The sequence below is a fragment of the Mycobacterium sp. PS03-16 genome, assembly GCF_004570325.1.
Classification (GTDB): Bacteria; Actinomycetota; Actinomycetes; order Mycobacteriales; family Mycobacteriaceae; genus Mycobacterium.
The window spans coordinates 1-24,174 of the sequence record NZ_SPQO01000035.1 but is presented as its reverse complement, the minus strand read 5'-3'; the positions used below and the strand labels follow the sequence as shown (position 1 = coordinate 24,174).

The 24,174-nt window shown below is 70.0% G+C and carries 26 protein-coding genes and 1 pseudogene; 9 read left to right on the top strand and 18 right to left on the bottom strand.

Annotation, left to right across the window (positions count from 1 at the left end; translation table 11 throughout):
* Positions 1-55: 55 nt before the first annotated feature.
* Entirely contained in the window at positions 56-817 is a 762-nt protein-coding gene (locus E4P42_RS22285) for a CPBP family intramembrane glutamic endopeptidase (protein WP_135128285.1), read from the bottom strand.
* Entirely contained in the window at positions 814-1,962 is a 1,149-nt protein-coding gene (locus E4P42_RS22280; protein ID WP_135128284.1) for an NAD(P)H-binding protein, read from the bottom strand. The genes E4P42_RS22285 and E4P42_RS22280 overlap by 4 nt, the downstream gene beginning before the upstream one ends.
* A gap of 207 nt (positions 1,963-2,169) precedes the next feature.
* Between E4P42_RS22280 and E4P42_RS22275 the strand changes: the two genes are divergently transcribed.
* Entirely contained in the window at positions 2,170-2,922 is a 753-nt protein-coding gene (locus tag E4P42_RS22275; protein ID WP_135128283.1) for a fasciclin domain-containing protein, read from the top strand.
* A gap of 83 nt (positions 2,923-3,005) precedes the next feature.
* Here E4P42_RS22275 and E4P42_RS22270 read toward each other — a convergent pair whose 3' ends face one another.
* From E4P42_RS22270 to E4P42_RS22260, 3 genes are read right to left on the bottom strand one after another with little or no spacing between them, the layout of a single operon-like run.
* Complete coding sequence (locus E4P42_RS22270) at positions 3,006-4,148, bottom strand: acyl-CoA dehydrogenase family protein (RefSeq protein WP_135128282.1); 1,143 nt, start codon at positions 4,146-4,148, stop codon at positions 3,006-3,008.
* A 19-nt stretch (positions 4,149-4,167) separates the two neighbouring features.
* On the bottom strand, positions 4,168-4,968 hold the full coding sequence (locus tag E4P42_RS22265) for a crotonase/enoyl-CoA hydratase family protein (RefSeq protein WP_135128281.1): 801 nt from the start codon (positions 4,966-4,968) through the stop codon (positions 4,168-4,170).
* Positions 4,965-6,110, bottom strand: a complete 1,146-nt coding sequence (locus E4P42_RS22260) for an acetyl-CoA C-acyltransferase (protein WP_135128280.1) — start codon at positions 6,108-6,110, stop codon at positions 4,965-4,967. Before E4P42_RS22260 ends, E4P42_RS22265 begins: the two co-directional genes overlap by 4 nt.
* A 186-nt stretch (positions 6,111-6,296) precedes the next feature.
* Here E4P42_RS22260 and E4P42_RS22255 point away from each other — a divergent pair, with 186 nt between their 5' ends.
* Positions 6,297-7,082, top strand: coding sequence for a FadR/GntR family transcriptional regulator (locus E4P42_RS22255; RefSeq protein WP_135128279.1), 786 nt, complete (start codon positions 6,297-6,299; stop codon positions 7,080-7,082).
* Positions 7,083-7,109: 27 nt separating this feature from the next.
* Here the strand turns inward: E4P42_RS22255 and E4P42_RS22250 are convergent, their stop codons facing one another.
* The 7 genes from E4P42_RS22250 to E4P42_RS22220 all read right to left on the bottom strand — a co-directional run bounded on the left by E4P42_RS22250 (position 7,110) and on the right by E4P42_RS22220 (position 13,529).
* Entirely contained in the window at positions 7,110-8,888 is a 1,779-nt protein-coding gene (locus E4P42_RS22250; RefSeq protein ID WP_135128278.1) for a DUF3556 domain-containing protein, read from the bottom strand.
* Between the two features lie 96 nt (positions 8,889-8,984).
* Complete coding sequence (locus E4P42_RS22245; RefSeq protein ID WP_135128277.1) at positions 8,985-9,506, bottom strand: DoxX family protein; 522 nt, start codon at positions 9,504-9,506, stop codon at positions 8,985-8,987.
* A gap of 48 nt (positions 9,507-9,554) precedes the next feature.
* Positions 9,555-10,820: a WS/DGAT domain-containing protein gene (locus tag E4P42_RS22240; RefSeq protein ID WP_135128276.1), complete on the bottom strand. Its 1,266-nt coding sequence runs from the start codon at positions 10,818-10,820 to the stop codon at positions 9,555-9,557.
* A 6-nt stretch (positions 10,821-10,826) separates the two neighbouring features.
* A complete protein-coding gene (locus tag E4P42_RS22235) occupies positions 10,827-11,729 on the bottom strand; it encodes an alpha/beta fold hydrolase (protein WP_135128275.1) in 903 nt (300 codons plus the stop codon).
* Positions 11,729-12,370 carry a hypothetical protein gene (locus E4P42_RS22230; protein ID WP_209305849.1) on the bottom strand — a complete coding sequence of 214 codons (642 nt, stop codon included), beginning with the start codon at positions 12,368-12,370 and terminating at the stop codon, positions 11,729-11,731. The genes E4P42_RS22235 and E4P42_RS22230 overlap by 1 nt, the downstream gene beginning before the upstream one ends.
* On the bottom strand, positions 12,367-12,957 hold the full coding sequence (locus tag E4P42_RS22225) for an Mce protein (protein ID WP_135128274.1): 591 nt from the start codon (positions 12,955-12,957) through the stop codon (positions 12,367-12,369). Before E4P42_RS22225 ends, E4P42_RS22230 begins: the two co-directional genes overlap by 4 nt.
* A gap of 98 nt (positions 12,958-13,055) precedes the next feature.
* Entirely contained in the window at positions 13,056-13,529 is a 474-nt protein-coding gene (locus E4P42_RS22220) for a VOC family protein (RefSeq protein ID WP_135128308.1), read from the bottom strand.
* Positions 13,530-13,662: 133 nt separating this feature from the next.
* Here E4P42_RS22220 and E4P42_RS22215 point away from each other — a divergent pair, with 133 nt between their 5' ends.
* The 4 genes from E4P42_RS22215 (at position 13,663) to E4P42_RS22200 (ending at position 18,897) form a co-directional block, all read left to right on the top strand.
* A complete protein-coding gene (locus tag E4P42_RS22215) occupies positions 13,663-14,535 on the top strand; it encodes an alpha/beta fold hydrolase (RefSeq protein WP_245234171.1) in 873 nt (290 codons plus the stop codon).
* Positions 14,536-14,543: 8 nt separating this feature from the next.
* Positions 14,544-17,498 carry an aminotransferase gene (locus E4P42_RS22210; RefSeq protein ID WP_135128272.1) on the top strand — a complete coding sequence of 985 codons (2,955 nt, stop codon included), beginning with the start codon at positions 14,544-14,546 and terminating at the stop codon, positions 17,496-17,498.
* Between the two features lie 74 nt (positions 17,499-17,572).
* Entirely contained in the window at positions 17,573-18,052 is a 480-nt protein-coding gene (locus tag E4P42_RS22205; RefSeq protein WP_135128271.1) for a hypothetical protein, read from the top strand.
* 59 nt (positions 18,053-18,111) lie between these two features.
* Positions 18,112-18,897 carry an adenylate/guanylate cyclase domain-containing protein gene (locus E4P42_RS22200; protein ID WP_135128270.1) on the top strand — a complete coding sequence of 262 codons (786 nt, stop codon included), beginning with the start codon at positions 18,112-18,114 and terminating at the stop codon, positions 18,895-18,897.
* Here E4P42_RS22200 and E4P42_RS22195 read toward each other — a convergent pair.
* Positions 18,894-19,052 carry a hypothetical protein gene (locus tag E4P42_RS22195; RefSeq protein ID WP_135128269.1) on the bottom strand — a complete coding sequence of 53 codons (159 nt, stop codon included), beginning with the start codon at positions 19,050-19,052 and terminating at the stop codon, positions 18,894-18,896. The two genes, E4P42_RS22200 and E4P42_RS22195, sit on opposite strands and share 4 nt — an antisense overlap.
* 41 nt (positions 19,053-19,093) lie before the next feature.
* Here E4P42_RS22195 and E4P42_RS22190 point away from each other — a divergent pair, with 41 nt between their 5' ends.
* Together E4P42_RS22190 and E4P42_RS22185 are read left to right on the top strand one after the other, a co-directional pair.
* Positions 19,094-19,798, top strand: coding sequence for a guanylate cyclase (locus E4P42_RS22190; RefSeq protein WP_135128307.1), 705 nt, complete (start codon positions 19,094-19,096; stop codon positions 19,796-19,798).
* 52 nt (positions 19,799-19,850) lie between these two features.
* Positions 19,851-20,156, top strand: coding sequence for a hypothetical protein (locus E4P42_RS22185; protein ID WP_135128268.1), 306 nt, complete (start codon positions 19,851-19,853; stop codon positions 20,154-20,156).
* A gap of 23 nt (positions 20,157-20,179) precedes the next feature.
* On the opposite strand, the gene E4P42_RS22180 is transcribed toward E4P42_RS22185, so the two are convergent.
* From E4P42_RS22180 to ychF, 5 genes and pseudogenes are all read right to left on the bottom strand, one after another.
* Positions 20,180-20,428 carry a hypothetical protein gene (locus tag E4P42_RS22180; protein ID WP_135128267.1) on the bottom strand — a complete coding sequence of 83 codons (249 nt, stop codon included), beginning with the start codon at positions 20,426-20,428 and terminating at the stop codon, positions 20,180-20,182.
* 259 nt (positions 20,429-20,687) lie between these two features.
* On the bottom strand, positions 20,688-21,032 hold the full coding sequence (locus tag E4P42_RS22175) for a hypothetical protein (protein WP_245234172.1): 345 nt from the start codon (positions 21,030-21,032) through the stop codon (positions 20,688-20,690).
* A 47-nt stretch (positions 21,033-21,079) separates the two neighbouring features.
* Entirely contained in the window at positions 21,080-21,253 is a 174-nt protein-coding gene (locus E4P42_RS22170; protein WP_135128305.1) for a type II toxin-antitoxin system RelE/ParE family toxin, read from the bottom strand.
* A gap of 100 nt (positions 21,254-21,353) precedes the next feature.
* Positions 21,354-21,503 (bottom strand): annotated as a pseudogene (locus E4P42_RS27605) (type II toxin-antitoxin system Phd/YefM family antitoxin); the annotation flags it as partial.
* 63 nt (positions 21,504-21,566) lie between these two features.
* The gene (gene ychF, locus E4P42_RS22160) at positions 21,567-22,640 is read right to left on the bottom strand and encodes a redox-regulated ATPase YchF (RefSeq protein WP_135128266.1); all 1,074 of its coding nucleotides are present in this window, start codon (positions 22,638-22,640) and stop codon (positions 21,567-21,569) included.
* An 84-nt stretch (positions 22,641-22,724) separates the two neighbouring features.
* Here ychF and E4P42_RS22155 point away from each other — a divergent pair, with 84 nt between their 5' ends.
* Positions 22,725-23,957 (top strand): DUF6542 domain-containing protein, encoded by a 1,233-nt coding sequence (locus tag E4P42_RS22155; RefSeq protein WP_135128265.1) that lies wholly within the window; start codon positions 22,725-22,727, stop codon positions 23,955-23,957.
* The last annotated feature ends 217 nt before the right edge of the window (positions 23,958-24,174 follow it).

The window sequence follows — 24,174 nt, the reverse complement described above, 5'->3', positions numbered from 1 at the left end:
GAAAATAGGCAGCCCCGGCGTCGTCAGACGCCGAAAATAGGCAGCCTCGGCGTCGTCAGACGCCGAAAATAGGCGGAAGCGCGAGCACCATGACCAGCCCCCAGAAGAAGTGGGTGAGCATCGGCGCCAGCACGCCGCCGGTGGCGCGGCGCTCCAGCGCGCACACCGTGCCGAGCACGATCGCGGCGATCGCCAGCATGAAGTTCTGGGTGCTGACGCCGGTCACCACCACGTAGACCGCCGTCGAACAGATCACCGCGAACCAGCCGTTGGACCGGTGACCCAGCGAGCTGTACAGCGCCCCGCGGAAGAACACCTCCTCGGCGAGCCCGTTGACCACCGTGATGATGACCACCAGCCACAGCGCACCGACGTTGGCGTGTTCGAGCACGCGCACGGCGAACTCGCGCATCAACGGGATCTCGCGCGCGACCAGCCCGGCCACCAGGAAGGCGCCGCCGAGCAGCAGGCCGACCGCCGTACCGGTGATCACCGGGCGCTGGTTGCGGCCGCGGAAGCAGATGCGGCCCAGGTGCACCGGCCCCGACAGGAACGCCCCGAGGGTCCACCACACCGCCAATCCAGCGGTGAACCAGTAGAAGTCGGGATCTCCCGGCGGGATGCGCAGGGAGTAGCCGAGCAGTGCGAACCCGCCCACGACGAAAACGGCGACGACGATGCGTCGCCGCCGGACCACCGCGGGCCACTCCGCCGCCGGTGTGGCGACGCTGGTGACGACGGCGCGCGCCTCCTGCAGGAAGCCGGTGCGGCCGTCGCACGGTGCGGGCGTCGGTGACTCGGTACGGGTTTCGGTCATGCCGAATTCCCTTTCGGTGCCAGGTGGACGAGGGTGTCGAGCCCGGTGCGCAGGGCGGCGGCGACCGGGCCGGGGACCGCCCCGAGCAGCCCGAGCGCCGGGCGCGCGATCGGCGGCATCATCGGCCGGATCAGTCGTCTGATGCGCAGGTTGTCGCCCCCGGCCCAGTCGGGGTCGGTGTCGGCGAGGTGGTGCACGTCGACCAGTCGGTCCACCGGCCGCGGTCGCTGCGGGGACAGTGACCGCTTGATCGCCTCGTCGATCGGCGTCCGCCCACCCGGCGGGTCGGGTACCAGGCGGTGCAGACCGTCGTCCGACGCGGTCATCGGGTGGTCGAGCGACTGGACCAGATCCGCGGCCAGCCCGCCGGGGACGGGCAGCACCAGGCCGGTCAGCTGGGAGACGACGCTGGTGTCGATGCCGCGCACCGGCAGCGGCGCCCGCCACTTGCCCGCGATGCGCGCATAGCGCAGCAGCAGGTCGCCGTACGTGGTGGTCTCCTCGCCGTGGATGTCGTAGGCGCCCGCGGGCACCTTGTCGGCGTCGGCGGCGGCGACGAGGTAGTGCAGGGCGTCGCGGATCGAGATCGGGTCGATCGGGTTGGCCGCCCACGCCGGCATCGGGATGACCAGGAACCGGTCACCGACGTAGCGCAGCATCTCGAAGGACGTCGACCCCGCGCCGATGATGATGGCGGCGCCCAACCACACCACGTCGGCGCCGCCGTCGATCTGCAGCGCCTCGGCCACCTCGGCGCGACCGGCCAGATGCTCGGACAACGTGTCGTCGGTGGGCACGAAACCACCCAGGTAGACGATCCGGCGCACGCCGGCGTCCTTGGCGGCCTGCGCGACGTTCGCGGCCGCCCGGTTGTCGGATTCGCGGAAGTCGGGCTGACCGATCGCGTGCACCAGGTAGTAAATGACGTCGACGTGGCCCGCGTCGGCGAGGGCGCGGGTGACCGACTCCGGTTGCTGCGCGTCCAGTGAGACCGACGTCACATCGTCGTACCACCCGAAGGCGCTCAGCCGCTCGGGATCGCGGCTTGCGACGACGACGTCGGCACCCTCCGCCAACAGGGCGCTGACCAGCCGCGATCCGACGTATCCGGTGGCGCCGGTGACCAGCACTCGCACGTTGTTCACCGTAGGTAGGTACCCGGGCCCGCCGCGGCGGAACCGTCGGAATGACGTTTGCCACGCCACATCCGCGGCCGGTCGGGCGAGCACCCGCGCGGCCTACGACTTGGTTGTCGCCGAAGCATGCCCTTACCATCCGAGACGGCGCCGCCACAGGTAGCCGGCCCGACGCCGCCCATCGGCAGGCGTCCTGACGAGCTGAGGAGCCAAACCGTGAAGACCCGCACCAGGACACTGGGAGCCGCCGTCGGCGTCGCCGCGATCGCGGTGTCCCTGCCGCTGTCCGTCAACGCCTACGCCCAGCCGGCGCCGACGCCGACGCCCGCGCCGACCGTGGAGGTCCCCGACCCGCAGGGTCCGGCGTGCGGCGCGTTCAAGGATGCGCTGCCGTCGTGGAAGAGCTTCTCCACGCAGCCCGTCGGCCAGGTGCTGGCCGGAATCCCCGACATCACCACGTTCAACTCCGCGATCTCCGGTGGGCTCAATCCCGCCGTCAACATCGTGTCGGTGCTCGACAACGGCCCGTACGTGGTGTTCGCCCCGACCAACGAGGCGTTCGCGAAGCTGCCGCCCGAGCAGCTCGAGGCGCTGCGCAACGACCCGGCCGCGCTGACCGACCTGGTGTACTACCACGCGTTCCTCGGCCTGCTCGGCCCGAACGACGTCAAGGGTCAGCGGCCCACCCAGCAGGGCGCCGAGATCAACGTGACCGGAACCGGCGGGGACATCAAGGTCAACGACACGGCCAAGGTGGTGTGCGGTGGCATCCAGGCCGCCAACGCGCGCGTCTACCTGATCGACACCGTGCTCAGCCCGGCCGACGCGCCGGAGCCGATCACGCCGTCGGGCACCTCGTCGACCGCGACGACCACCACCACCACCCCGACGACGACCGCGTCGCCGACCACCGAGCCCGCGCCGCTGCCGGCCGAGAGCCCGGCTCCGGCACCCGCCCCGGCCGGCTGACCGCGTCACCAGCCGCACCGATCAGACACAAAAGTGCCCCAGAACCGTGGTTCTGGGGCACTTTCGTGTCTGATCGCGAGCCCTTACACGCCGAGGTCGCGGCCGATGATCTCCTTCATGATCTCGGTGGTGCCACCGAAGATCGTCTGGATGCGCGAGTCCACGTAGTCGCGGGCGACGCGGTACTCCATCATGTAGCCGTAGCCGCCGTGCAGCTGCACGCACTGATCGATCACCTTCTTGGCGGTCTCGGTGGCCCACCACTTCGCCTTGGCGGCCTCGACCGCGGTCAGCTCACCGTCGACGACACCCTGCAGGCACCGGTCGATGTAGCACTCGGTGACCTCGAGCTCGGTGTCCATCTCGGCGAGCAGGAACCGGTTGTGCTGGAAGCTGCCGATCGGCTGGCCGAACGCCTTGCGGTCCTTGCAGTACTGCAGGGTCTGGCGCCACGTCTCGCGCGCACCGGAGATCGCCGAGATCGCGATCGACAGTCGCTCCGAGGGCAGGTTCTGCATCAGGTGATAGAAGCCGCGGCCTTCCTTGCCCAGCACGTTGGCGTTGGGCACGCGCACGTTCTCGAAGTGCAGCTCGGCGGTGTCCTGGGCGTGCATGCCCATCTTGTCGAGCTTGCGGCCGCGCGTGAACCCCGGCATGTCGCGCTCGACGACCAGCAGCGTGAAGCCCTTGTGCCCGGCTTCGGGATCGGTGCGGGCGACCACGACCACCAGGTCGCTGTTGATGCCGGCCGAGATGAAGGTCTTGGAGCCGTTGACGATCCAGTCGTCCCCGTCGCGCACGGCAGACGTGCGGATACCGGCCAGGTCGCTGCCGGCGCCGGGTTCGGTCATCGCGATCGCGATGACGAGCTCCCCGCTGACGATGCCGGGCAGCCAGCGCTGCTTCTGCTCGTCGGTGGCCAGATCCTTGAAGTACGGGCCGACGACGTCGTTGTGCAGGCTCAGCGCGGGCGCCGGGACGCCGGCCTTGGCGATCTCCTCGTCGATGATCGCGTTGAACCGGAAGTCGTCGGCGCCGCCGCCGCCGTACTCCTCGGGCATGTTGAACCCGATCAGTCCGTGCTTGCCGGCGGCCACGTAGGCCGACCGGTCGACGAGGCGCTCGGCCTCCCACTTCTCGGCGTTGGGGACGAGTTCGCTCTCGATGTACCCGCGGACGGTGTCGCGGAACGCCTCGTGCTCTTCGTCGTAGATCGTGCGCTTCATAGGTTTCCCCTCACTTGGCTTACCGTGCCTTCCACACCGGCTCGCGCTTCTCGGCGAAGGCCAGCGGTCCCTCTTTCGCGTCCTCGGATCGCAGCACCGCGCCCATCTCGCGCACGGTGCGCGCCCACGAAGGCTCTTCGTCGGCGATGACGCCGTCCTCGGCGCCGTACGCCACCCGCTTGCTGGCCCAGACGGCCAGCGGCGCGTTGACGGTGATGCGCTCGGCCAGCGCGAGTGCCGCATCCAACACTGTGCCGTCGGGCACCACCTGGTTGATCAGCCCCCAGCGCAGCGCGTCGGCCGACGTCATCGGTTCGCCGGTGAACAACATCTGCATGGCGACCTTGCGCGGCAGGTGGTCGACGATGCGGAACACGCCGCCCGCGCCGGCGATCAGCCCCCGCTTCACCTCGGGCAGACCGAATTTCGCGCGCTCCTCGGCCACCACCAGATCACTGGCCAGCGCGATCTCGGTGCCGCCGCCGAGCGCGGTGCCGTTGACCGCGGCGATGGTCGGCTTATCGATGAAATGGTGCACGTAGCCGGCGAACCCCCATTCCGGACGGTCCGGATGGTAGAGGTTCTCGCGGCGGGCGATCGCTTTGAGATCCGCACCGGCGCAGAAGGATTGACCGGCCCCGGTGAGGACCACGGCCCGCACCTCGGGGTCGTCCTGTGCCTGCTGCAGCGCGTCGCCGACGCCGGTGCTCATAGCCCCGTTGACCGCGTTGCGCGCCTCGGGCCGGTTCAGCGTGATGATCAGGACGTTTCCCCGCCGCTCGACCAGCGCGGCGGGGGGCGCCTCGGTCTCCGACGTCACAGCAGCTCGAGGATGGTGGCGTTGGCCTGACCGCCGCCCTCGCACATGGTCTGCAGGCCGTACTGAATGCCGTTGTCGCGCATGTGATACAGCAGCGTGGTCATGATCCGGGCGCCGGAGCCGCCCAGCGGGTGGCCGAGCGCGATCGCACCGCCGTTGGGGTTGAGCTTCTTCTCGTCGGCGCCGATGTCGGAGAGCCACGCCATCGGCACGGGCGCGAACGCCTCGTTGACCTCGAAGGCGCCGATCTGGTCGAGGGACAGTCCGGAGCGCTTGAGCGCCTTCTGGGTCGCCGGGATCGGCGCGGTCAGCATGATGACCGGGTCGGCGCCGGCGAGCACCGCGGTGTGCACCTTGGCGATCGGCTTGAGGCCGAGTTCCTTGGCCTTCTCGGCCGACATGAACAGCAGCGCGGCCGAACCGTCGGAGATCTGCGACGAGTTGCCGGCGTGAATCACGCCGTCCTCCTTGAACGCGGGCTTGAGCTGACCCATCTTCTCCAGCGTGGTGCCGCGGCGGATGCCCTCGTCCTTGAGGATGGTGTTCCCGTCCTGGTCCTTGATCGCCACGATCTGATCGTCGAACGCACCGGCATCCTGTGCCGCCGCGGCCTTCTCGTGCGAGTCGAGGGAGAACTGGTCGAGGGTCTTGCGGTCGAAGCCCCACTGCTCGGCGATCATCTCCGCGCCGATGCCCTGGTTGGGGGTCTGGCTGTAGCGGTCCTTGAAGCCGGCCGGGTAGGGGTTGCCGCCGTTGGCCAGCGAGGCGCCCATCGGGGTGCGCGACATCGACTCGACGCCACCGGCGACGACGACGTCGTAGTGGCCGGCGACCACGCCGGCGGCGGCGAAGTGCACCGACTGCTGGCTCGATCCGCACTGGCGGTCGACGGTGACGCCGGGCACCGACTCGGGCCAGCCGGCGGTCAGCAGCGCGGTGCGACCGATGTCGAGCGCCTGCTCACCGGCTTGCATGACGCAGCCCCAGATGACGTCGTCGACCAGCGCCGGGTCGACGCCGGCCCGCTGCACCAGGCCGTTGAGCACCTGGGCGGACAGCTCCGCCGGGTGCACTCCGGACAGTCCCCCGTTGCGCTTGCCGACCGGGGACCGGACGGCCTCGACGATGACGGCTTCAGCCATGACACTTCTCCTTCGAAGTCGAATCCGCTCGAATGAACGCGCGTGTGCACCCGACGGTAGAGGACCAGGTTTACTAGGTCAACCTACTGGTTGGTAGAGCTGACTGGTCGCGGCGTGGGCTGCGCAGATGGTTTACTGAGTTGTACAGCTGGCCGCCGGCCGGCGAAGGCGTTACCGGGAGAACAGGTGGCTCGAACGACACCGTTGGCCCCCATGATGGGGGCAAGCGCTGCGGGCACCGCTGTGCGCTCCCCCAAGACGGCCGAGCTGGTGGCCGGCACGCTACGCCGGATGGTGGTGGACGGACAGCTCAAAGAAGGCGACTTCCTGCCCAACGAGGCCGAACTGATGGCGCACTTCGGGGTCAGCCGCCCGACGCTACGCGAAGCGGTGCGCGTGCTCGAATCCGAACGCCTGGTCGAGGTCCGTCGCGGCTCGCGCACCGGCGCCCGCGTCCGGGTGCCCGGTCCCGAGATCGTCGCCCGCCCGGCCGGACTGCTGCTCGAGCTGTCGGGGGCGACCATCGCCGACGTGATGACCGCGCGCTCGGGGATCGAGCCGATGGCGGTGCGGCTGCTCACCGAGGCCGGCGACACCGCCGCGTTCGACGAACTCGAACGCACGCTCAGCGAGGATGTGCCCAAAGGCTGGGATTCCGGCCGGCTCGCCGAGACCACCGGGGAGTTCCACCGCCGGATGGTGGAGCTGTCGGGTAACGCGACACTCGACATCATCGCCGGCATGCTGCACGAGATCACGGTGCGCCACACGGCCTTTGCCATGAAGGAGAGCAATCCGCCGTCGCGTGCCGACTACGAGAAGCTGATGCGCTCCTACCGCCGGCTGATGCAGCTGATGCGGTCCGGGGACGGCGTCGCGGCCGAAGCGCACTGGCGCAAACACCTCGACACCGCACGGGGCCTCCTGCTGCAGGGTCTGGAGGACGTCAAAGTCCGCGACGTGATGGGGTGAGTTCCTCGAGACTGCGGTGAGATCACCTCACTGCGCGGATTTGTGATCTGTGCGCAGTCTCGGCGCCTCGTCTCTGTCCCGCCGCCACGTCACCTGCACCGGGATGTCGTCGGTCCACGGCTGGCCGGTCACCATGTCGGCCACGTTCACGTAGCCGCGCTCGAACTCACCGGTGGCGGCGTCGACCAAGCGGTACTCCTGGCGCTGCCGGTGGATGGGTTGTGCGTCGAGGAGGATGACGCGCACCTCGCCCGGCTCGAAGTGACAGCGCTTCTGCATCGCCGCGATCAACTGCTCGTTGTGCATGTGCCCGTCGCCGAAGTTCCAGCCGACGGCCGTGCTGCACAACCGCTCTCCCTCGGTGATGACGTAGTCGTTCTGGTCGCGCCCGGCCAGCGCGTTGTGCACCAGCGTCAGCAGCGCCTTGCCGTGAGAGTTGAATCCGCGGAACGCGTATCCCTTGTACAGGTAGATCATGGCCTGTTCCTGGCTGCCGTAGAACTTCTCGAGCTGGGAGGCGGGCATGCTGGCGATGGCCACGAGTCCGCGCTCGATCTTCTCGTTCGCCGACGGTGTGATGCACCACCACGAGGTGTCCCAGTTGCCCGCGTAGTACCGCATGCCGGGCAGGAACGAGATCTTGCGCGGGAACAGGTTGCCGAGCGCCACGGTGGCGGCCAGCACGGCGAACAACAGGACAGGAAGCGGCGTGCTCATCTGGGACAGACCGAGGTCCGCGTGGCCGACGAACAAGGTCACCACGCTGAACATCATGAAGACGTTCCACTCGAGCGGCACGCCCATCGGAATCGCCGACAGGATGCCGAAGTGGAAGACCAGCATCACGAACGCGGCGATCGCCGTCGGCCAGCCGCCGTGGGAGAACAGCAGCACCAGCGGCACCAGCATCTCGATCGCGGTGCTGAAGTGCGCGATGACGCGCGAGACCCGGCCCGGCCGCAGGTCGTCGGGGAACCTCTCGAAGAACTTGCGCTTCAGCCACTTCGTCCGGATCAGCGGGTTGTTCGACATCATCGTCGAGATCACGAACGGGAAGTGCTTGTTGAGCTTCGACGTCGCCGCACCCATCCAGATCGCGACGCATACGAGCTTGGCGGCCAGCAGCATGTCGACGCCGTAGCCGACGAACAGGAACGCGACGGTGAACGAGCCGTAGACCTCGCCGCGGGCGGCCAGGAAGATCACCTTGTCGCGCAGGCCCAGCACCGCCAGCAGACCGAGGATGGTCCATATCTGCCACATCGGCAGCACGCCGACCGTGGTGCCGAGCGCGGGCACCGGCCCGGTGCCGTCGGAGAACAGCGCGATCAGCAGCACCACGAGCAGCGCCCCGTACAGCGCGACGTCGGCCGGCGTGCGGGTGTCCCCTCTGGTCAGCGGCACCCGGTCCGGCCACGGCGGCAGGCGGATGGTGCCGGGGCGCAGCCAGTACAGGATCGATCCCAGCGGCGGGAAGAACCGGTTGTTCAGCGGGCCGAAGCCGCAGCCGAGGCCGACGACCTCGAACAGCATCGTGTACAGCACGACCTTCTGGAACACGATCGGCTCGGTCCACCACTGCGCCACGTTCGTGAAGCCGTCCACCCCGTGGGTGGCCAGCGCGAACAACCAGCCGCCGAGGATGTAGAGCAGGATCTTCGCGACGTAGAACAGGTGCATCACCACGGGCGTGCCGAAGCCGACCTCGGCCCAGTGGCGGGCCATCGGCTTGATCTTCTCCGAGCGCGTGCCCGCGCTCCACTCCGCGAAGTCGACGACGGGCATGTCGGGCTTGAGAAATCCCATAGCCTCAAAGATTAGAACGTGTTCTAGTCCCGCGGAACCGGTTCTCCCCTACTCGCGCGAGGTTCTCCCTACTCGCGCGCGCAGAAGACGGAGGCGTCAGGTGCCGGTCTTGGCCGGTGGGCGGTAGAAGATCGCCAACTGGCCGATGCCCCCGGCGAGCCCGAGGCCCAGCGCGATGAGCAGACCCCACCAGCCGTGCAGCAGATCGTAGAAGCCGCTCGAACCGAAGAGGGCGTAGTCGAGGCTGAGCCGGCCGGCGCCGATGGTCGCCACACCGACCGCGGCGGCCGCCAGCACCAGGTTGTACTCCCAGCCCTCCTTGACGATGAAGAAGCCGTTGGCGCGGTGCACGGTCCACGCGGCGACCAGCATCAGCGCGACGAACCCGGCGGCCGGCACCGGCGTCAGCAGGCCCACCGCCAGCCCGATGCCCGCGGCCATCTCGGTGGTGGCGGCGACGCGCGCGTGGAACATGCCCGGCTTCATGCCGATGCTGTCGAACCAGCCGGCGGTGCCGGGGATCCGTCCGCCGCCGAAGAACTTGTTGTAGCCGTGTGCGGCCATGGTCAGGCCGAGCACCACGCGCAGGATCAGAACACCGACATCCACCGCAGTCATGTAACAGAATCTAGGCCATCTGTTAAGTCGCTGCCCAGCCCCCGCCGGCTACCGGTCGCGGTCCAGGGCGGCCGCCAGCCGGTCGGCGTAGGAGTCGATGTCGCCGACGGCCGATGCGGCGGCGTGCACGCTGACCGCGATGGTGTCGCCGATGCCGTGCACCCCGTGCACCAGACCCATCATCGGCGACAGCATCGGATAGCCGGCCGTCATGACCACCGGGGCGCCGCCGAACGTGAGGTCGGCCGGGCCGCGATCGACGCTCGACACCACGGTGTTGCCGGTCACCGTCGGGGACCGCAGCGTGGGGTCGAACTGGACGACACCGCGGCGCAGCAGCGGGGCGGGCAGCGCGGCGAAGGCGCGGTTCGCCGTCTGCATGCCGGGGTGATGGGCGCGTCGCCGGCGTTCGGCGAGTTCGGCGGCGATGCGCGCGGCGCGTCTGTCAAACGGCACATCCGGATGCAGGTCCACCCCGACGTTGCCGAAGTGGTTGTGCGCCAGCCGCGGACCGATCTTGGCCATAGGCACCTCGGCGCCCAGCGTGGCCGGGTCATCCCCCTGCGCACGCAGGTGCTCGGCCAGCGCCTCCGCCACCGCCGCGAGCACCCCGACGGTCACGGTCGGCCCGGGCAGCGCCCGCCTGCACCGCACCAGGGTCCGCACGCTGCGACCCCCGTCGGGGCGGGCGTTGCTGCGCAGCGCGGGACGCGACTGCGCCGGGCGCACAACGACTCCCGCCGCCTCGTCGCGCATGAGCAGGCGGTGGGCGCGGGCGGCGCGCACTGCCCGCACCGGCAGGGCGGCGGGCAGCCAGCGGGGCACCGGCGGGATGTCCGGCACCATCGCGGGGCGGCCGAACAGCCACCCGGCCAGCGCAGCCGAGCGCTGCCCGTCGGCCAATGCATGGCTCATCTGCACCACGGCCACGGTGGCGTCGCCGGGCACGCCGGGCACTCCGCGGACCGGGCTGATGACGTGCAGCCGCCATGTCGCGCGCTGCGGGTCGAGAGGGTCGTCGGCGAGGGCGCTGACCGCGGTGAGGCAGTCGGCCCAGTCGCCGACCGGCGGATGCACCACCGCCTGATCGGCGGTGACGCCGGCGTCCACCCACACCGGATACGTCAGCGGACCGCGGTCGGCGACGCGCAGGCGGAGGTCGCCGCAGGCGCGCGCTCGGGCCAGCACACCGGATACGGCGGTCACCGGGTCGGGCGTGCCCGCGAACGCGTACAGCAGCAGCTGGTCACTGGGGATCTTGACCGCCAGCCACAGCGTCTGGGCGTCGAACGCCGCGAGCCGACGCGCCGCCACGACGTCCTAGCGGCCGGTGCCGATGAAGTCGACGATGTGCCCGCCGACCACGTCGGGCTGTTCGAGCTGCAGGAAGTGGCCTGCGTCGTCGACGATCGCGAGGTCGCTGCCGTCGGGCAGCACCCGCTGCACCCACGGTGCGTACTCCGGGGTGGCACAACCGTCATCGCGGCCGTGCAGGTACAGCGTCGGCATCGCGGGCGCCGACAGCCAGTGCCGGTGCAGCTCGGAGTACTGCGCGGGCGGGGTGGAGTTGCGCACCGTGGCGCGGTAGTAGCCGAGCGCGGCACGCCAGCGGCGGCGGGCGCCGATGGCGGCGTCGACGTGACGGACGTCCTCGGCGGCTGGATAGCCCGGTGACCACTGCCGCCACAGCTTGGGCACCACCCAGGACGCGGAGCGGTCCGGCGCCCAGGGCAACTGGAAGTACATGATGTACCAGCTGCGCAGCAACTGGCGGGGCAGCTGCGCGGCCAGCCGCGCGGCGTCGGGCACCGTGCCCAGCGGACGGAAGGCCGCGGCGGGCGGCACCGACATGATGACGGCGCGCTGGAACGGACTGTCGGGCATCGCCGCCAGCCCCGCCCCGGCGATCGCCCCCCAGTCGTGCCCGATCAGGACGTCGCGGCCGGTCGGCCCCGCGGCCTGCAGCACCCGCAGCGCGTCGTCCATCAGCGCACCGACGTGGTAGCTGCGGTCCGACGGCACCGACGACGGCACGTACCCACGCATGAACGGCGCGACCACCCGCCAGCCGGCCGCGGCCAGCACCGGCGCAACCTTGCGCCACCCGTACGCGGTGTCGGGGAAACCGTGCAGGCACAACGCTATCGGGCCGTCGTCGGGACCCCAGACCAGCGCGCGCAACTGCACGGTGGGGGCGGTGATGTCCAGCCATCGGGGTGTCATCAGATCGGCTCGAATCGGGAGATCTTCCATTGGTCGTCGATCTTGTCGAGGGTGACGCGCACGCTCGACGCGGTGCCGGTGGGCGGGTCGGCGCCCACGGTGACGGTCTGGTTCACGTACAGCAGCACCACGGCGTGGTCGGGTTGCGCGCTGACCGACGCGGACGCGGGCACCTCGGTGACCGCGGAGATGCGCTTGTCTCTGGCCCCGGGGATGACGACGGTGTCCACCATCGACCCGTAGGTGTCGCGGAACTCGCCGGTGAGCCGTTCGCGCGCAGCGGCCAGCTGCTGTTCGACGGTGTCGGGCTGGTAGGTCAGCATCTCGATCGCGATGTCACGGGCGGCGTCCACGGATTGCGCACGCGCCCGGTCTATCTCGGCCGCCGACAGGGCGCGCCACCCCAGGTATCCGGCCACGGCGGCCAGCACGACCGCCAGCGCGGGCAGCACCCCGAACGCGACGAGCCGCGCCCGGGACGGCCGCCGGCGCCCACCAACGGTGTCCCCACCGGTCGCCTCGGGCGCCTCCGACGCCTCGGGCGCCTCGGGCGCCTCGGTCGCCTCGGGCGCCTCGGTCCCCTGGGTGGTGGTGACCTCATTGGTGTCCGCGATGGTGTCCTGGTCGGGCTTGTCGGTCACTGCACGAACTCCACCTGCGAGACCTTGGCGTCATCGCCGACACGCTGGACGGTCAGCCGCATCCGCCACGCGCGCGGGGCCTGTTCCGGGGCGCCGGCGTTCGAGGACGTCACGGTGACGGCGACCAGCACCGTCGCCTGATCTCCGGACATCGACTCGATCCCGGCCTCGCCGAGGGTGCCGACCGACCGGGACTTGGCTTCCCGGACCACCTCGATGAACGGCTCGGCGCGGTTATGGAAGTCGTCGTAGAAGGTCCCGGTCGCGACGTCGAGCACGCGCTGCACGTCGGCCTCGGCCTGCTCCCAGTCGATGGAGGTCAGGTTCTGCGCCGCCTGCCGCCCCACCTGCAGGAACACCTCGCGTTGGGCGTCGTCCTGCTGCTGCTGGTGGGCCCGGTAGCCCAGCCAGCCGGTCAGCCCGGCCAGCGCGACGACCACCGCCAACCCCGCGATGAGCACCCACCGCAGAGGCGACCGGTCACCGGCCGGGTCCTCGGCCGCGGTCTGCGGTGCGACGTCCGAGGGGTCCGGCCCGGCCTCGGAGGCGACCGGTGCACCGTCGCCTGAGAGGGCGTCGTCGCCCATATCTGCTCCTCTGCGGCCCGCGGCACCGCCTCGTCTGTGCCGTCCGCCAAACGTTACGTGGCGGGCCCGGGGTGTCAGTCGGCGACGTGCCGTGCGGATCAGATTCCGCGGACGGCGTCCTCGAGGTCGGCGACGATGATCTTGCGCATCCCGAGCATCGCCTTGGTCGCCGCCGCGGCCCGCGCCGGGTCGGGGTCGCCGACCAGTTCGTCGAGGCGGGTGGGCACGATCTGCCAGCTCACGCCGAAACGGTCCTTGAGCCACCCACACTGCGACTCCTCGCCACCGGCGACCAGGTGGTCCCAGTAGTAGTCGACCTCCGCCTGGTCGCGGCAGTGCACGGTGAACGACACGGCCTCGGTGAATGGGAACTGCGGTCCGCCGTTGATGCCGATGAAGCGGGTCCCGTCCAGGACGAAGGTCCCGGACACCACCTCGCCGGGGGTGCCGGGCCCGGCATCGGTGTAGCGGTCGAACTTCTCGATCGTCGAGTTGGGGAAGATCGACGTGTAGAACGCCGCGGCGTCCTCCAGATCGCCGTTGAACCACAGCGACGGGGTGATCGCGGGCATCTCGGTCTCCTGTTCGTGCGGATGGGTCATCGGAACAGACCGGCCTGGGCCGGGGAAGTCATCGCGGCGGCGGTCCCGGCGCCGCCCGGCGGCGCAGGTAATCTCCTCCCCGGGGCGAGCCGAAAGGATGTCCGTGAGCACCGCGAACACCGCGCACAGCGCACCGCAGACCGTCACGTTCACCGGCGTCGGCGGGCTCACCCTGGTCGGCGACGAATGGAACCGCGGCGCCGCGTCGGCCGCGGACCGGCCCACGGTGCTGATGCTGCACGGCGGCGGACAGAACCGCTTCTCGTGGAAGAAGACCGGTCAGATCCTCGCCGACGCGGGTCTGCACGTCGTCGCGCTGGACAGCCGGGGGCACGGCGACAGCGACCGGTCCCCCGACGCCGACTACGCGGTCGAGACACTGTGCGCGGACGTTCTGCGGGTGCTCGACCAGATCGGCAGGCCGGTCGCGCTGGTGGGCGCCAGCATGGGTGGCCTGACCGGCATCCAGGTGGCACACGATGCCGGACCCGAGCGGGTCACGCAGCTGGTGCTCGTCGACGTGGTGCCCCGGTACGAGAAGGACGGCAGCGCCCGCATCCGCGACTTCATGTTCAGCCACGTGCACGGGTTCGACTCCCTGGAGGACGCCGCCGACGCGGTGGCCGCCTACCTGCCGCACCGCACGAAGCCGCGCAGCCCCGAGGGACTCAAGAAGAACCTGCGCGAGCGCGACGGCCGGTGGTACTGGCACTGGGATCCGGCGTTCCTGACCAAACCCGGCGACGACCCGTTCATCCGGGTGGAGAAGCTCGAGCAGGCCGCGATCGACCTGACCATTCCGATCCTGCTGATCCGTGGCAAGCTCTCCGACGTGGTCAGCCCCGAGGGTGTCAAAGACTTCCTGCACAAGGTGCCCAGCGCCGAATTCGTCGAATTGTCCGAGGCCGGGCACACCGCCGCGGGTGACGACAACGACGCGTTCAGCGAAGTCGTCGTGCAGTTCGTCAGCCGGTGACCGGGGACATGTCCACCCAGCACCGCACCACGGGCTTCAACTTCCTCGACCAGCCCGAGCTGCTCTGCCCCGACGTCAGCGAGGCCGAGGCGCAGGCGATCGTCGCCACGCACTACGGGCTGTCCGGCATCGCCGAATCGCTCGGCAGCCAGCAGGACCGCAACTTCTTGATCCGCGGCGACGGCGGCGACGTCCTCGGCGTCCTCAAGGTCGCCAACCTCGCGTTCGGGGAGGTCGAGCTGGCCGCGCAGGACGCGGCGACCCAGTGGATCGCGCTCGCCGAACCCGATCTGCGGATCGCGGTGCCGCTGCCCAACACCGCCGGGCAGACCCTGACGCCGATCGAGGGACGCTCGCCGACAACGGTCTTCGCCCGGCTGCTGCGCTATCTGCCCGGCGGGGCGCTGCTGGAGTCCGACTACCTGTCCCCCGCCGCGGTCGCCGGGCTCGGTGAGGTGGCCGCGCGGATCAGCCGGGCCCTGAGCGGCTTCGAACATGACGGCCTGGACCGGATCCTGCAGTGGGATCTGCGCTACAGCGCCGACGTCATCGAGAAGCTCATCGACTACGTCTCCGAGCCCACGCTGCGGACCCGGGTGCTCGAGGTCAGCCGGGAGGCATCCGAACGCCTCGCCCGCGTGGCCGACGACCTGCCCCGCCAGGCGGTGCACCTCGACATCACCGACGCCAACGTCGTGGTGTCGACGGCGCCGGACGGCAGCCGCCACCCCGACGGCGTGATCGACTTCGGCGACCTGACCAACAGCTGGACCGTCTCGGAATTGGCGGTGACCGCGTCGTCGGTGCTCGCGCACACCGGCGCCGAGCCGGTGTCGATCCTGCCCGCCGTGCGGGCTTTCCACGCCATCCGGCCGCTGACCGACGACGAGATCGAGGCGCTGTGGCCGCTGCTGGTGCTGCGGACCGCGGTGCTGATCGTCAGCGGCGCCCAGCAGGCCGCGCTCGAGCCGCACAACACCTATGTCACCGAGGAATCCGACGGTGAGCGGCGAATGTTCGAGCAGGCCAGCTCCATCCCGATGGACGTGATGACCGCGGTCATCCGGGATGCGCTCGGTGTGGCGCTCCCGCCGGAGCCGGCCGGCGGGGAGGCGCCGATGGTCTCGGACATCGACGCCGGACGCGTTGCCGCGCTCGATCTCTCGCCCACCTCCGAGGTCTTCGACGGGGCCTTCGACCTCGCCGGCTGGTTGCCCGCCGACATCGAGGAACGCGCCGCACGGCGCGCCGTGGCCGACGGCGCCGCGCTGGTGGTGACCCGCTTCGGGGAGCCCCGCCTCAGCCTGGCCCCTCGACTGAGCCCGGTCAGCGCCGAGGTGGTGCCCACCGGCGTGCGGGTGTGGCCCGCGAGCCCGCTGACCCTCGCGGCGCCGTTCGACGGCACCGTCGTCGACCGCACCGCCAATGCGGTGACGTTACGCGGCAACGCGTTCGAGGTGACGGTGACCGGGGCGCGTCCGGTGATCGATTCGGAGACGGTGTCCGCTGGCGCGTCGCTGGCCGACTGCGCCGCCGACACGTGGGCGCAGATCACGGTCCGCCCGGTCGGCACCGTCGCCGCGCCGCCGCTGGTCCGCGCGGAGTACGCGCCGGGCTGGCTGGCGATGTGCCGGGACCCCCGGCCGCTGCTCGGCCTGTCCGCCGATGCCGTGGTCACCTCCACCGACGACCTGGTGGCGCGCAGGCACCGCAGCTTCGCCCCCGTCCAGGAGTACTACTACCGCACACCGCCGCAGATCGAGCGCGGCTGGCGCCACCACCTGATGTCGACGGCGGGCCGCTGCTACCTCGACATGGTCAACAACGTCACGGTGCTCGGCCATGCGCATCCGAGGGTCGCCGACACCGCCTCCCGGCAGTTGCGCCGGCTCAACACCAATTCGCGGTTCAACTACTCGTCGGTGGTCGAGTTCAGTGAGCGACTGGTCGCCGAACTGCCCGACCCGCTGGACACCGTGTTCCTGGTCAACTCCGGGTCGGAGGCAAGCGATCTGGCCATTCGGCTGGCGCTGGCCGCATCCGGGCGCCGGGACGTGGTCGCGATGCGCGAGGCCTACCACGGGTGGACCTACGGCACCGACGCGGTGTCCACGTCGACCGCCGACAACCCGAACGCCCTGGCCACCCGGCCCGACTGGGTGCACACGGTCGAGTCGCCCAACAGCTTCCGCGGCAAGTACCGCGGTGACGAGGTCGGGCGCTACGCCGTCGACGCGGTCGCCCAGATCGAGCAGCTGACCTCCGACGGCCGGCCGCCGGCCGGCTTCATCTGCGAATCGGTGTACGGCAACGCCGGCGGGATGGCGCTGCCCGACGGGTATCTCGCCGCGGTGTACGGGGCGGTGCGGTCCGCCGGCGGGTATGCGATCGCCGACGAGGTGCAGGTCGGGTACGGCCGGCTGGGGCACTGGTTCTGGGGATTCGAGCAGCAGGGCGTGGTGCCGGACATCGTCTCGATGGCGAAGTCGACCGGTAACGGCTATCCGCTGGGCGCGGTGGTGACCAGCCGTGCGGTGGCCGAGGCGTTCCGCTCCCAGGGCTACTTCTTCTCCTCGACCGGCGGCAGTCCGCTGTCGTGCGCGATCGGCCTGACCGTGCTCGACGTGCTGCAGGAAGAAGACCTGCAGGGCAACGCCGTTCGCGTCGGCGGGCACCTGAAGGCCCGGCTGCAGGAGCTGGCCACCCGGCATCCGATCATCGGGACCGTGCACGGCGTCGGCCTGTATCTGGGCGTGGAGATGGTGCGCGATCACCACACGCTGGAACCGGCCAAGGAGGAGACGGCGGCGATCTGCGAACGCATGCTGGACCTCGGCGTGATCATCCAGCCGACCGGTGACCACTCGAACATCCTCAAGACCAAGCCGCCGCTGTGCATCGACACCGATGCCGCCGACTTCTACGTCGACATGCTGGACCGGGTGCTCACCGAAGGCTGGTGAGTGGCCGGATCCCGTCGGCACGTGGCGTTTTCGCCGTACGTGGCGTGCCGCGGAATGGCTTAGCGTCGACCGCGATGTCCGCCTTCCTGCTCAGCGCCCACGTCGTCGTCGCGATCCTGGCCGTCGGGCCGATCGCGGTGGCGGCCAGCATGTTCCCGCGCTACGCCCGTGCACTGTCCGGGCCGGACGATTCGGCACTGTCCGGGCCGGACGATTCGGCACTGTCCGGGCCGGACGATTCGGCACTGCCGGTGGCGACCGTCCTGCACCGCATCTGCCGCACGTACGCCGTGCTGGGGCTGGCCGTTCCGGTGCTCGGCTTCGCCACGGCGGTGTCGATGGGTGTGCTGACCGACGCGTGGGTACTGGTCTCGATCGCGCTGACCGCGGCGGCGGCCGTGGTGCTGCTCGCGTTCATTCTGCCCGATCAGCGCGCGGCGCTCGACGGCACCGTGGTGACGCGGCTGGCCATGACGACCGGGATCTTCAACTTGCTGTGGGTGATCGTCACGGTGCTGATGATCGTGCGCCCGGGGTCCTCGACCGGCGTCTGAACGCGCCGCCGCCAGGGGTGGTTCCGCGGAATCAGCGCGCCACCGCCAATACTGAGGCGGTGACGGGAGCTGAGATCGCCGCGTACGTCCTGGCCGCACTGGTGCTGGCGGAGGCGGTCGGACTGGGTGTGCTGTGGGTGCTGCTCAGCCGGGCCCGCCGCGAGGCCGACGAACTGCGGGGCCGCGTCGACACCCGCGCCATGCTGCTGTCGGGCGGCCGGGAGGCGGTCAAGCAGATGTGGCAGACCGCAAACCTGGTCCGCGAGCGCGGCTTCGGCGGGGCGATCCGCTCTTCGATCGAGGACCTGGCGGACTGGTTCGAAGTGGAACGGCCCGATCTGGCGCGGCTGGCGCCCGACGGTCGGGTGGCGATCCTGTTCTCCGACATCGAGGATTCGACCGCGCTGAACAACCGCATCGGGGACCGGGCGTGGGCACGGCTCATCGGCAGGCATGCACGGTTGGTGCAGCGCCACGTCGGCGACCACGACGGGCATGTGGTGAAGAGCCAGGGCGACGGCTTCATGGTGGCGTTCGCCGCGCCGGAGCAGGCGGTGCGCTGCGCGGTGGCACTGCAGCGGGCGATGCGCCGCAAGCCCGGCGGCATCCGGGTCCGCATCGGCATCCACACCGGCAAGTCGGTGCGCCGCGGCGAGGACCTGTTCGGCCGCAACGTCGCGATGGCCGCGCGGGTGGCAGCCGAGGCCGAGGGCGGCGAGGTGCTGGTGAGCCAGGCGGTGCGCGACGCGGTGTCGGGCATCGACGGCATCACTGTCGGCGAGAGCCGCGAGGCGGACCTGAAGGGCTTCTCCGGTACCCACCGGCTCTACGCGGTGACCGATTAGCGGCCGTCGGCCTCGGCGAGCCGTTGGTGCAGACGCGCCCGGATGTCGTCGGGGGTGTAGGACCGGCGCCGCCGTTCGTCCCGCGCGACGAGCACGCCACCGGCGACCACACCGGCCGCACCGGCCAGCCCCACCCACTTCCAGATGCTGCGCATGGGGTGAGTCTGCCTAAGCTGCGGGGGTGGAGGCGAACACGGTGTCGTTGACGCGGGCGCTGCAGGAGACCCGGACCGGCGACATCTGGCTGTTCCGCGGGGGCTCCGGCCCGGACCGCGCGATCCAGACGATGACGAACGCCCCGGTCAACCATGTCGGCATGACCGTGGCGCTCGACGATCTGCCGCCGTTGATCTGGCACGCCGAGCTGGGCGACAAGCTGCTCGACCTGTGGACCGGAACCCATCACCGCGGGGTGCAGCTCAACGACGCCCGGGAGGCTGTCGAGCGGTGGATGCACAGCTACGGGCAGCGCTGCTGGTTGCGTCAGCTCACCCCGGAGGCGTCCCGGGCGCAGGAGGACCGGATGCTGCGGGTGATCGCCCGGATGGACGGCACGCCGTTTCCCACCACGGCGCGCCTGACGGGCCGCTGGCTGCGCGGCCGGCTGCCCACCGTCAGCGACTTCACCCGCGGCATTCCCTACGTGCACCGCAAGGTCCGCGAGTCCGCGGAGCGCCGCAGGGAACGCACCATGTCGGCCGGTCTGCAGACCGCATACTGCGCGGAGACCGTCGCCATCACCTACGAGGAGATGGGTCTGCTGCAGACCGAGAAGCACCACAACTGGTTCGACCCGGGGTCGTTCTGGAGCGGGGATGACCTTCCGCTGGCCGACGGGTACCGGCTCGGCGCCGAGGTGGCGGTGACCGCCGATCGGATCACGTCACCGACAGGTGGGTGAGGATCCGTCATTGCCTTCGCAAGAACATAAGTCAGGTTCTAATGTGTTTGGAATGACCGACTCGGACAGCCTCGTCGCCCAGATGGATGCGGACGCGGCGCACAGCCGGGAGGCCGACGCTCGACAGGCTGAGTACTTCCGCCGCGTACTCAGTGACATGCGCCTCGCGGCCTCTTCTCAACTCGCCCGCCACGGCATCGAATTACAGAAGGCCCGCAACGCGGGACTGGCGGCCAGGGTCAGCGAACTGCGCCGTGTCGTTCATGCCCTCGAGGTCGAACTGCGCACACTCGACCGGCTCGGTGACGCGCTGCAGGAGCGGCTGGCCGGGATGCAACGGCAGGTCGCCACGCCGTAGCGCGCTCGCCACTTCCGAGTCGATCAGCGCCGAACTCGCCGCTGCACGAACGACATGCCGTGCCGCCGGATTCGGGCGGCGAGATGGATGGCGTCGAGCAGGTGGTCGATGCGGCGGCGGCGGGCCCGCATCCGTACGGCGACGTATCCGGCGACGCAGAGACCGCCGGCCACCACGACGATCCAGCAGAGCGCCGCCACCAGATAGATCGTCTCGACCGCCGTCACCTCCACGAGCGTGCTGGGTGACCGTCGCGGCCGGGTCACGGCCATGACACACCTCGGCGTCTAACCGGTTTGCGCAACGCTGTACACGCCGCGATCGACGCCGCACACCGCAGAGTCGACGTCCGGCGTTCAAGTGGCGAAATGGCGGTGACCGCCCGACAAGGTGCACGCTGCTTGACACATTGAGTTGCGTCCGAGCGATCACCTAGCGGGGAGCTCGAGGATGCAACTACGTCTGGCAACCCGCGCGAAGCCTATACCCGCGGATCCGCTGTCCAAACACCGCATCATCTGGCTCGTCGAGTTAGTCCGGCGGTGCCTCACCGGACGACGATTCGCGTTCGGCACGTCGTTCGGTCTCCGCCACGGCACGTCCGATCTCGGCGCTCTCCCGCCGGTCGGCGGCGCGCTCGCGCTCGGCGCGATCCTCGACGCGTTGCAGGCGGTCGCGCTCCCGTTGGGCGGTGGCGCCTTCGCGAGCGTCCGCGCGCCGCTCGCGGTCGTCTGCCGCCTGCTCACGCTCGTCGGCGATGCGGTCGCGTTCGTCGGCGATGCGGTCCCGTTCGTCGGCGATGTGCTCGCGCCGCGAGACCTCGCCTTCGCGCCGCGCGAGCGACTCCTCGCGCCTGGTCAGGTCTTCACCCACCACGGATCGACTGTAACGCCGAGGCGATAGCGGCGGCATCCGTCGCGTCATCACCGATACACGTCGCGGCGGTGCGCAATGTGGACGACCCTGACCACGACTCGGTCGTCGAAGATCCGGTAGATGACCCGGAATTCGCCACGCCGAGCCGAGGTTCGACCCGCCAGTTGACCGTGGAGTGGTTCGCAGACGCGGTGAGGATCCTCGGCAAGCGGACCCCGGATGAACTCCCAACACGCGACAGCGACGGGTTCGGGGAGGGCATGGGTGACGTCTCGTCGTCCTGCTCAGCCTCTCGCCCGTCGGCATCAGCTCCGCGTCGCTGAGGATGGCCAGCGTCTCCATGATCGAGTCATAGTCATCGGCACTCAAGATCACGGCGGCACGACGCCCCTGGCGCGTCACCTCGATGCGTTGATCAGTTCGCACGGCTTCATCGACGAGTTCGGAGAGGTTCGCCCGAACCTCGGCCAACGGAAGCGTCCGTCATGTACTCAATACTGGCGCGATCGCCACGCCAGGGCCGCTTGAGATCCTCTAGACGTTGAAGCGGAACTCCACCACGTCGCCGTCGGCCATGACGTAGTCCTTGCCCTCCATGCGCACCTTGCCCGCCGCCTTCGCGGCGGCCATCGAACCGGCTTCCATCAGGTCGTCGTAGGAGACGATCTCGGCCTTGATGAAACCCTTCTCGAAGTCGGTGTGGATGACGCCTGCGGCCTTGGGGGCGGTGTCGCCCTGGTTGATCGTCCAGGCCCGCGACTCCTTGGGCCCGGCTGTGAGGAACGTCTGCAGTCGCAGGGTGTGGAAGCCGGCGCGGGCCAGCGCGTCCAGCCCGCGCTCGGTCTGGCCGATCGACTCGAGCAGTTCTGCCGCCGACTCCTCGTCGAGTTCGATCAGCTCGGATTCGATCTTGGCGTCGAGGAACACGCAGTCCGCCGGCGCCACGAGTTCGCGCAGCTCGGCCTTGCGGGCCTCGTCGGTGAGCACGCCCTCGTCGGCGTTGAACACATAGAGGAACGGTTTGGTGGTCATCAGGTTGAGCTCACGCAGCAGCGACGTGTCGGTGCCCGCCGCGAACAGCGTGGTCCCGCCGTTGAGCACCTCCTGCGCCGCGACGGCTGCGTCGAAGATCGGCCTGCGGTCCTTGTGCGTGCGGGCTTCCTTCTCCAGCCGGGGCACGGCGCGCTCGAGCGTCTGCATGTCCGCGAGGATCAGCTCGGTCTCGATCACCTCGATGTCGGACTTGGGGTCGATCCGGCCGTCGACGTGCGTGACGTCGTCGTCGGTGAAGACCCGCACCACCTGGCAGATCGCGTCGCACTCGCGGATGTTGGCCAGGAACTTGTTGCCCAGCCCGGCGCCTTCGGACGCCCCTTTGACGATGCCGGCGATGTCGACGAACGTGACCGGCGCGGGCACAATCTTGTCGGAATGAAACATCTTCGCGAGTTCGTCGAGCCGGGGATCCGGGAGCGCGACGACACCCTCGTTGGGTTCGATCGTCGCGAACGGATAGTTCGCCGCCAGCACGTTGTTGCGCGTCAGCGCGTTGAACAGAGTCGACTTGCCGACATTCGGCAGGCCGACGATTCCGAGATTGAGCCCCACAGGGATGACAGTCTGCCAGAGGCCGACGAGGAGGCTCCCGCGCGCTGGCGTCGCGCTTCGGGGTCGAGCCGGTACGGTCTACCTGTGTCAGGACAGCGCGCACGGTCGGCAGTGCCGGCCGACCACCGCTCTGTGCATCCGCAATTTCCCGGGTTGCCGTGGTGGGGTGCCGTGCTGCTGGCGGTCACGCTCACCACGGCCGGGTTCGCGTTCGACGCCGGCTCGGGGACGCGGGAACTGAGTTCGGTCTTCTCGGCCTGCTACGCGCTGGGCTGCCTGCTCGCCGTCCTGGCCGTGCGTCAGGCGAACATCTTCACCACCGTCATCCAGCCACCGCTGCTGCTGTTCTTCGCCGTCCCCGGGGCCTACTACCTGTTCCACAGTTCGGAGATCCACGGCCTCAAAGACCTCGCGATCAACTGCGGATACCCGCTGATCGAGCGGTTCCCGCTGATGTTCTTCACCTCGGCGGCCGTGCTGCTGGTCGGTATGGCGCGCTGGTATCTCGGCATGTCGTCCCGGCGCAGCGGGACGGCGGCGGAGGCACCGTCCGCGAAGGACACCCCGGCCCGCAGGTCAGCGGCCGGCGGACTCGCGGCGGCCCTGGCGGCGAAGGTGTCGGGCCTGGTCGGCGGTCGCAGTACGCCCGATGACGAGGACGACGACGAGGACGACGCACCACCTGCGCGCCGGTCGCGGACGTCGGAGCGGTCGGCTCGCAGCACGCCGCCGCGCGCGTCGCGGTCGTCGGACAGTCGCACCACCCGCAAGCCGGGCACCCGCTCGTCGGGCACCTCGCGGTCGCGCCGCCCACGGGCCGACGAAACCGAGATCATGGAACCGGTGGTCGACCGGCCCCGCCGGTCCCGCTCGACGGCGCGATCGTCGGATGACGCCGAGCCGCGCCGGCGTTCGCGTAGCCAGTCCCCCCGGGAAGGCCGGGAGCGCCGGGAGGGCCGCGAAGGTCGTGAACGCCGGGAGCCGCGCGAGCGCACGACGCGGGCATCGCGGGAACGAGAGCCGCGGGAATCGCGGGAGCCGCGGACCGGACGCGAGAGCCGGGAGCCGCGGCCGAGCCGCGACGCCCGTCGGCTGCCGCCGATCGACCGGCGCGACACCTATGAGCGGCCGCGCCGCCGTCGCCTCGACGACTACGAACCCCTCGAACCGCACGGGTCCAACGGCAGCTCCACCCACCACCCGGTATCGCGGGTGCGCTACCGCGGCGCCGAGGACGGTGAGCGTGACGTGGAGTACCGCAGCCGCCCGCGGAGCCGGCGCAACGCGGACCCGGACGCGTGGGAGTACGACGTCTGACGCGTCTCGGCGTGCGGTGTCATACGCGACACGCCGCGCGGGCGGATGAGTCCGCACACACGCGAGGCGACGATCCGGTAGAGCCCTAGGTGTACTCGGCAGGGACGTTGTTGACGGTTTGGCTGTGAGAGGGGAGGACCTCCGGGCTTAGTGGAGATGTCTGACGTCTTCACACACACGGAGGTCCTCGTGTCCCACGCTAATGCTCGGCTGACCG

What these genes read in the sequence shown, in the direction of transcription:
- E4P42_RS22285 (WP_135128285.1), bottom strand. Translation starts at nt 817, where the DNA reads ATGACCGAAACCCGTACCGAGTCACCGACGCCCGCACCGTGCGACGGC.
- E4P42_RS22270 (WP_135128282.1), bottom strand. Translation starts at nt 4,148, where the DNA reads ATGAAGCGCACGATCTACGACGAAGAGCACGAGGCGTTCCGCGACACC.
- E4P42_RS22260 (WP_135128280.1), bottom strand. Translation starts at nt 6,110, where the DNA reads ATGGCTGAAGCCGTCATCGTCGAGGCCGTCCGGTCCCCGGTCGGCAAG.
- E4P42_RS22250 (WP_135128278.1), bottom strand. Translation starts at nt 8,888, where the DNA reads ATGGGATTTCTCAAGCCCGACATGCCCGTCGTCGACTTCGCGGAGTGG.
- E4P42_RS22245 (WP_135128277.1), bottom strand. Translation starts at nt 9,506, where the DNA reads ATGACTGCGGTGGATGTCGGTGTTCTGATCCTGCGCGTGGTGCTCGGC.
- E4P42_RS22235 (WP_135128275.1), bottom strand. Translation starts at nt 11,729, where the DNA reads ATGACACCCCGATGGCTGGACATCACCGCCCCCACCGTGCAGTTGCGC.
- E4P42_RS22225 (WP_135128274.1), bottom strand. Translation starts at nt 12,957, where the DNA reads ATGGGCGACGACGCCCTCTCAGGCGACGGTGCACCGGTCGCCTCCGAG.
- E4P42_RS22220 (WP_135128308.1), bottom strand. Translation starts at nt 13,529, where the DNA reads ATGCCCGCGATCACCCCGTCGCTGTGGTTCAACGGCGATCTGGAGGAC.
- E4P42_RS22210 (WP_135128272.1), top strand. Translation starts at nt 14,544, where the DNA reads ATGTCCACCCAGCACCGCACCACGGGCTTCAACTTCCTCGACCAGCCC.
- E4P42_RS22205 (WP_135128271.1), top strand. Translation starts at nt 17,573, where the DNA reads ATGTCCGCCTTCCTGCTCAGCGCCCACGTCGTCGTCGCGATCCTGGCC.
- E4P42_RS22195 (WP_135128269.1), bottom strand. Translation starts at nt 19,052, where the DNA reads ATGCGCAGCATCTGGAAGTGGGTGGGGCTGGCCGGTGCGGCCGGTGTG.
- E4P42_RS22185 (WP_135128268.1), top strand. Translation starts at nt 19,851, where the DNA reads ATGACCGACTCGGACAGCCTCGTCGCCCAGATGGATGCGGACGCGGCG.
- E4P42_RS22180 (WP_135128267.1), bottom strand. Translation starts at nt 20,428, where the DNA reads ATGGCCGTGACCCGGCCGCGACGGTCACCCAGCACGCTCGTGGAGGTG.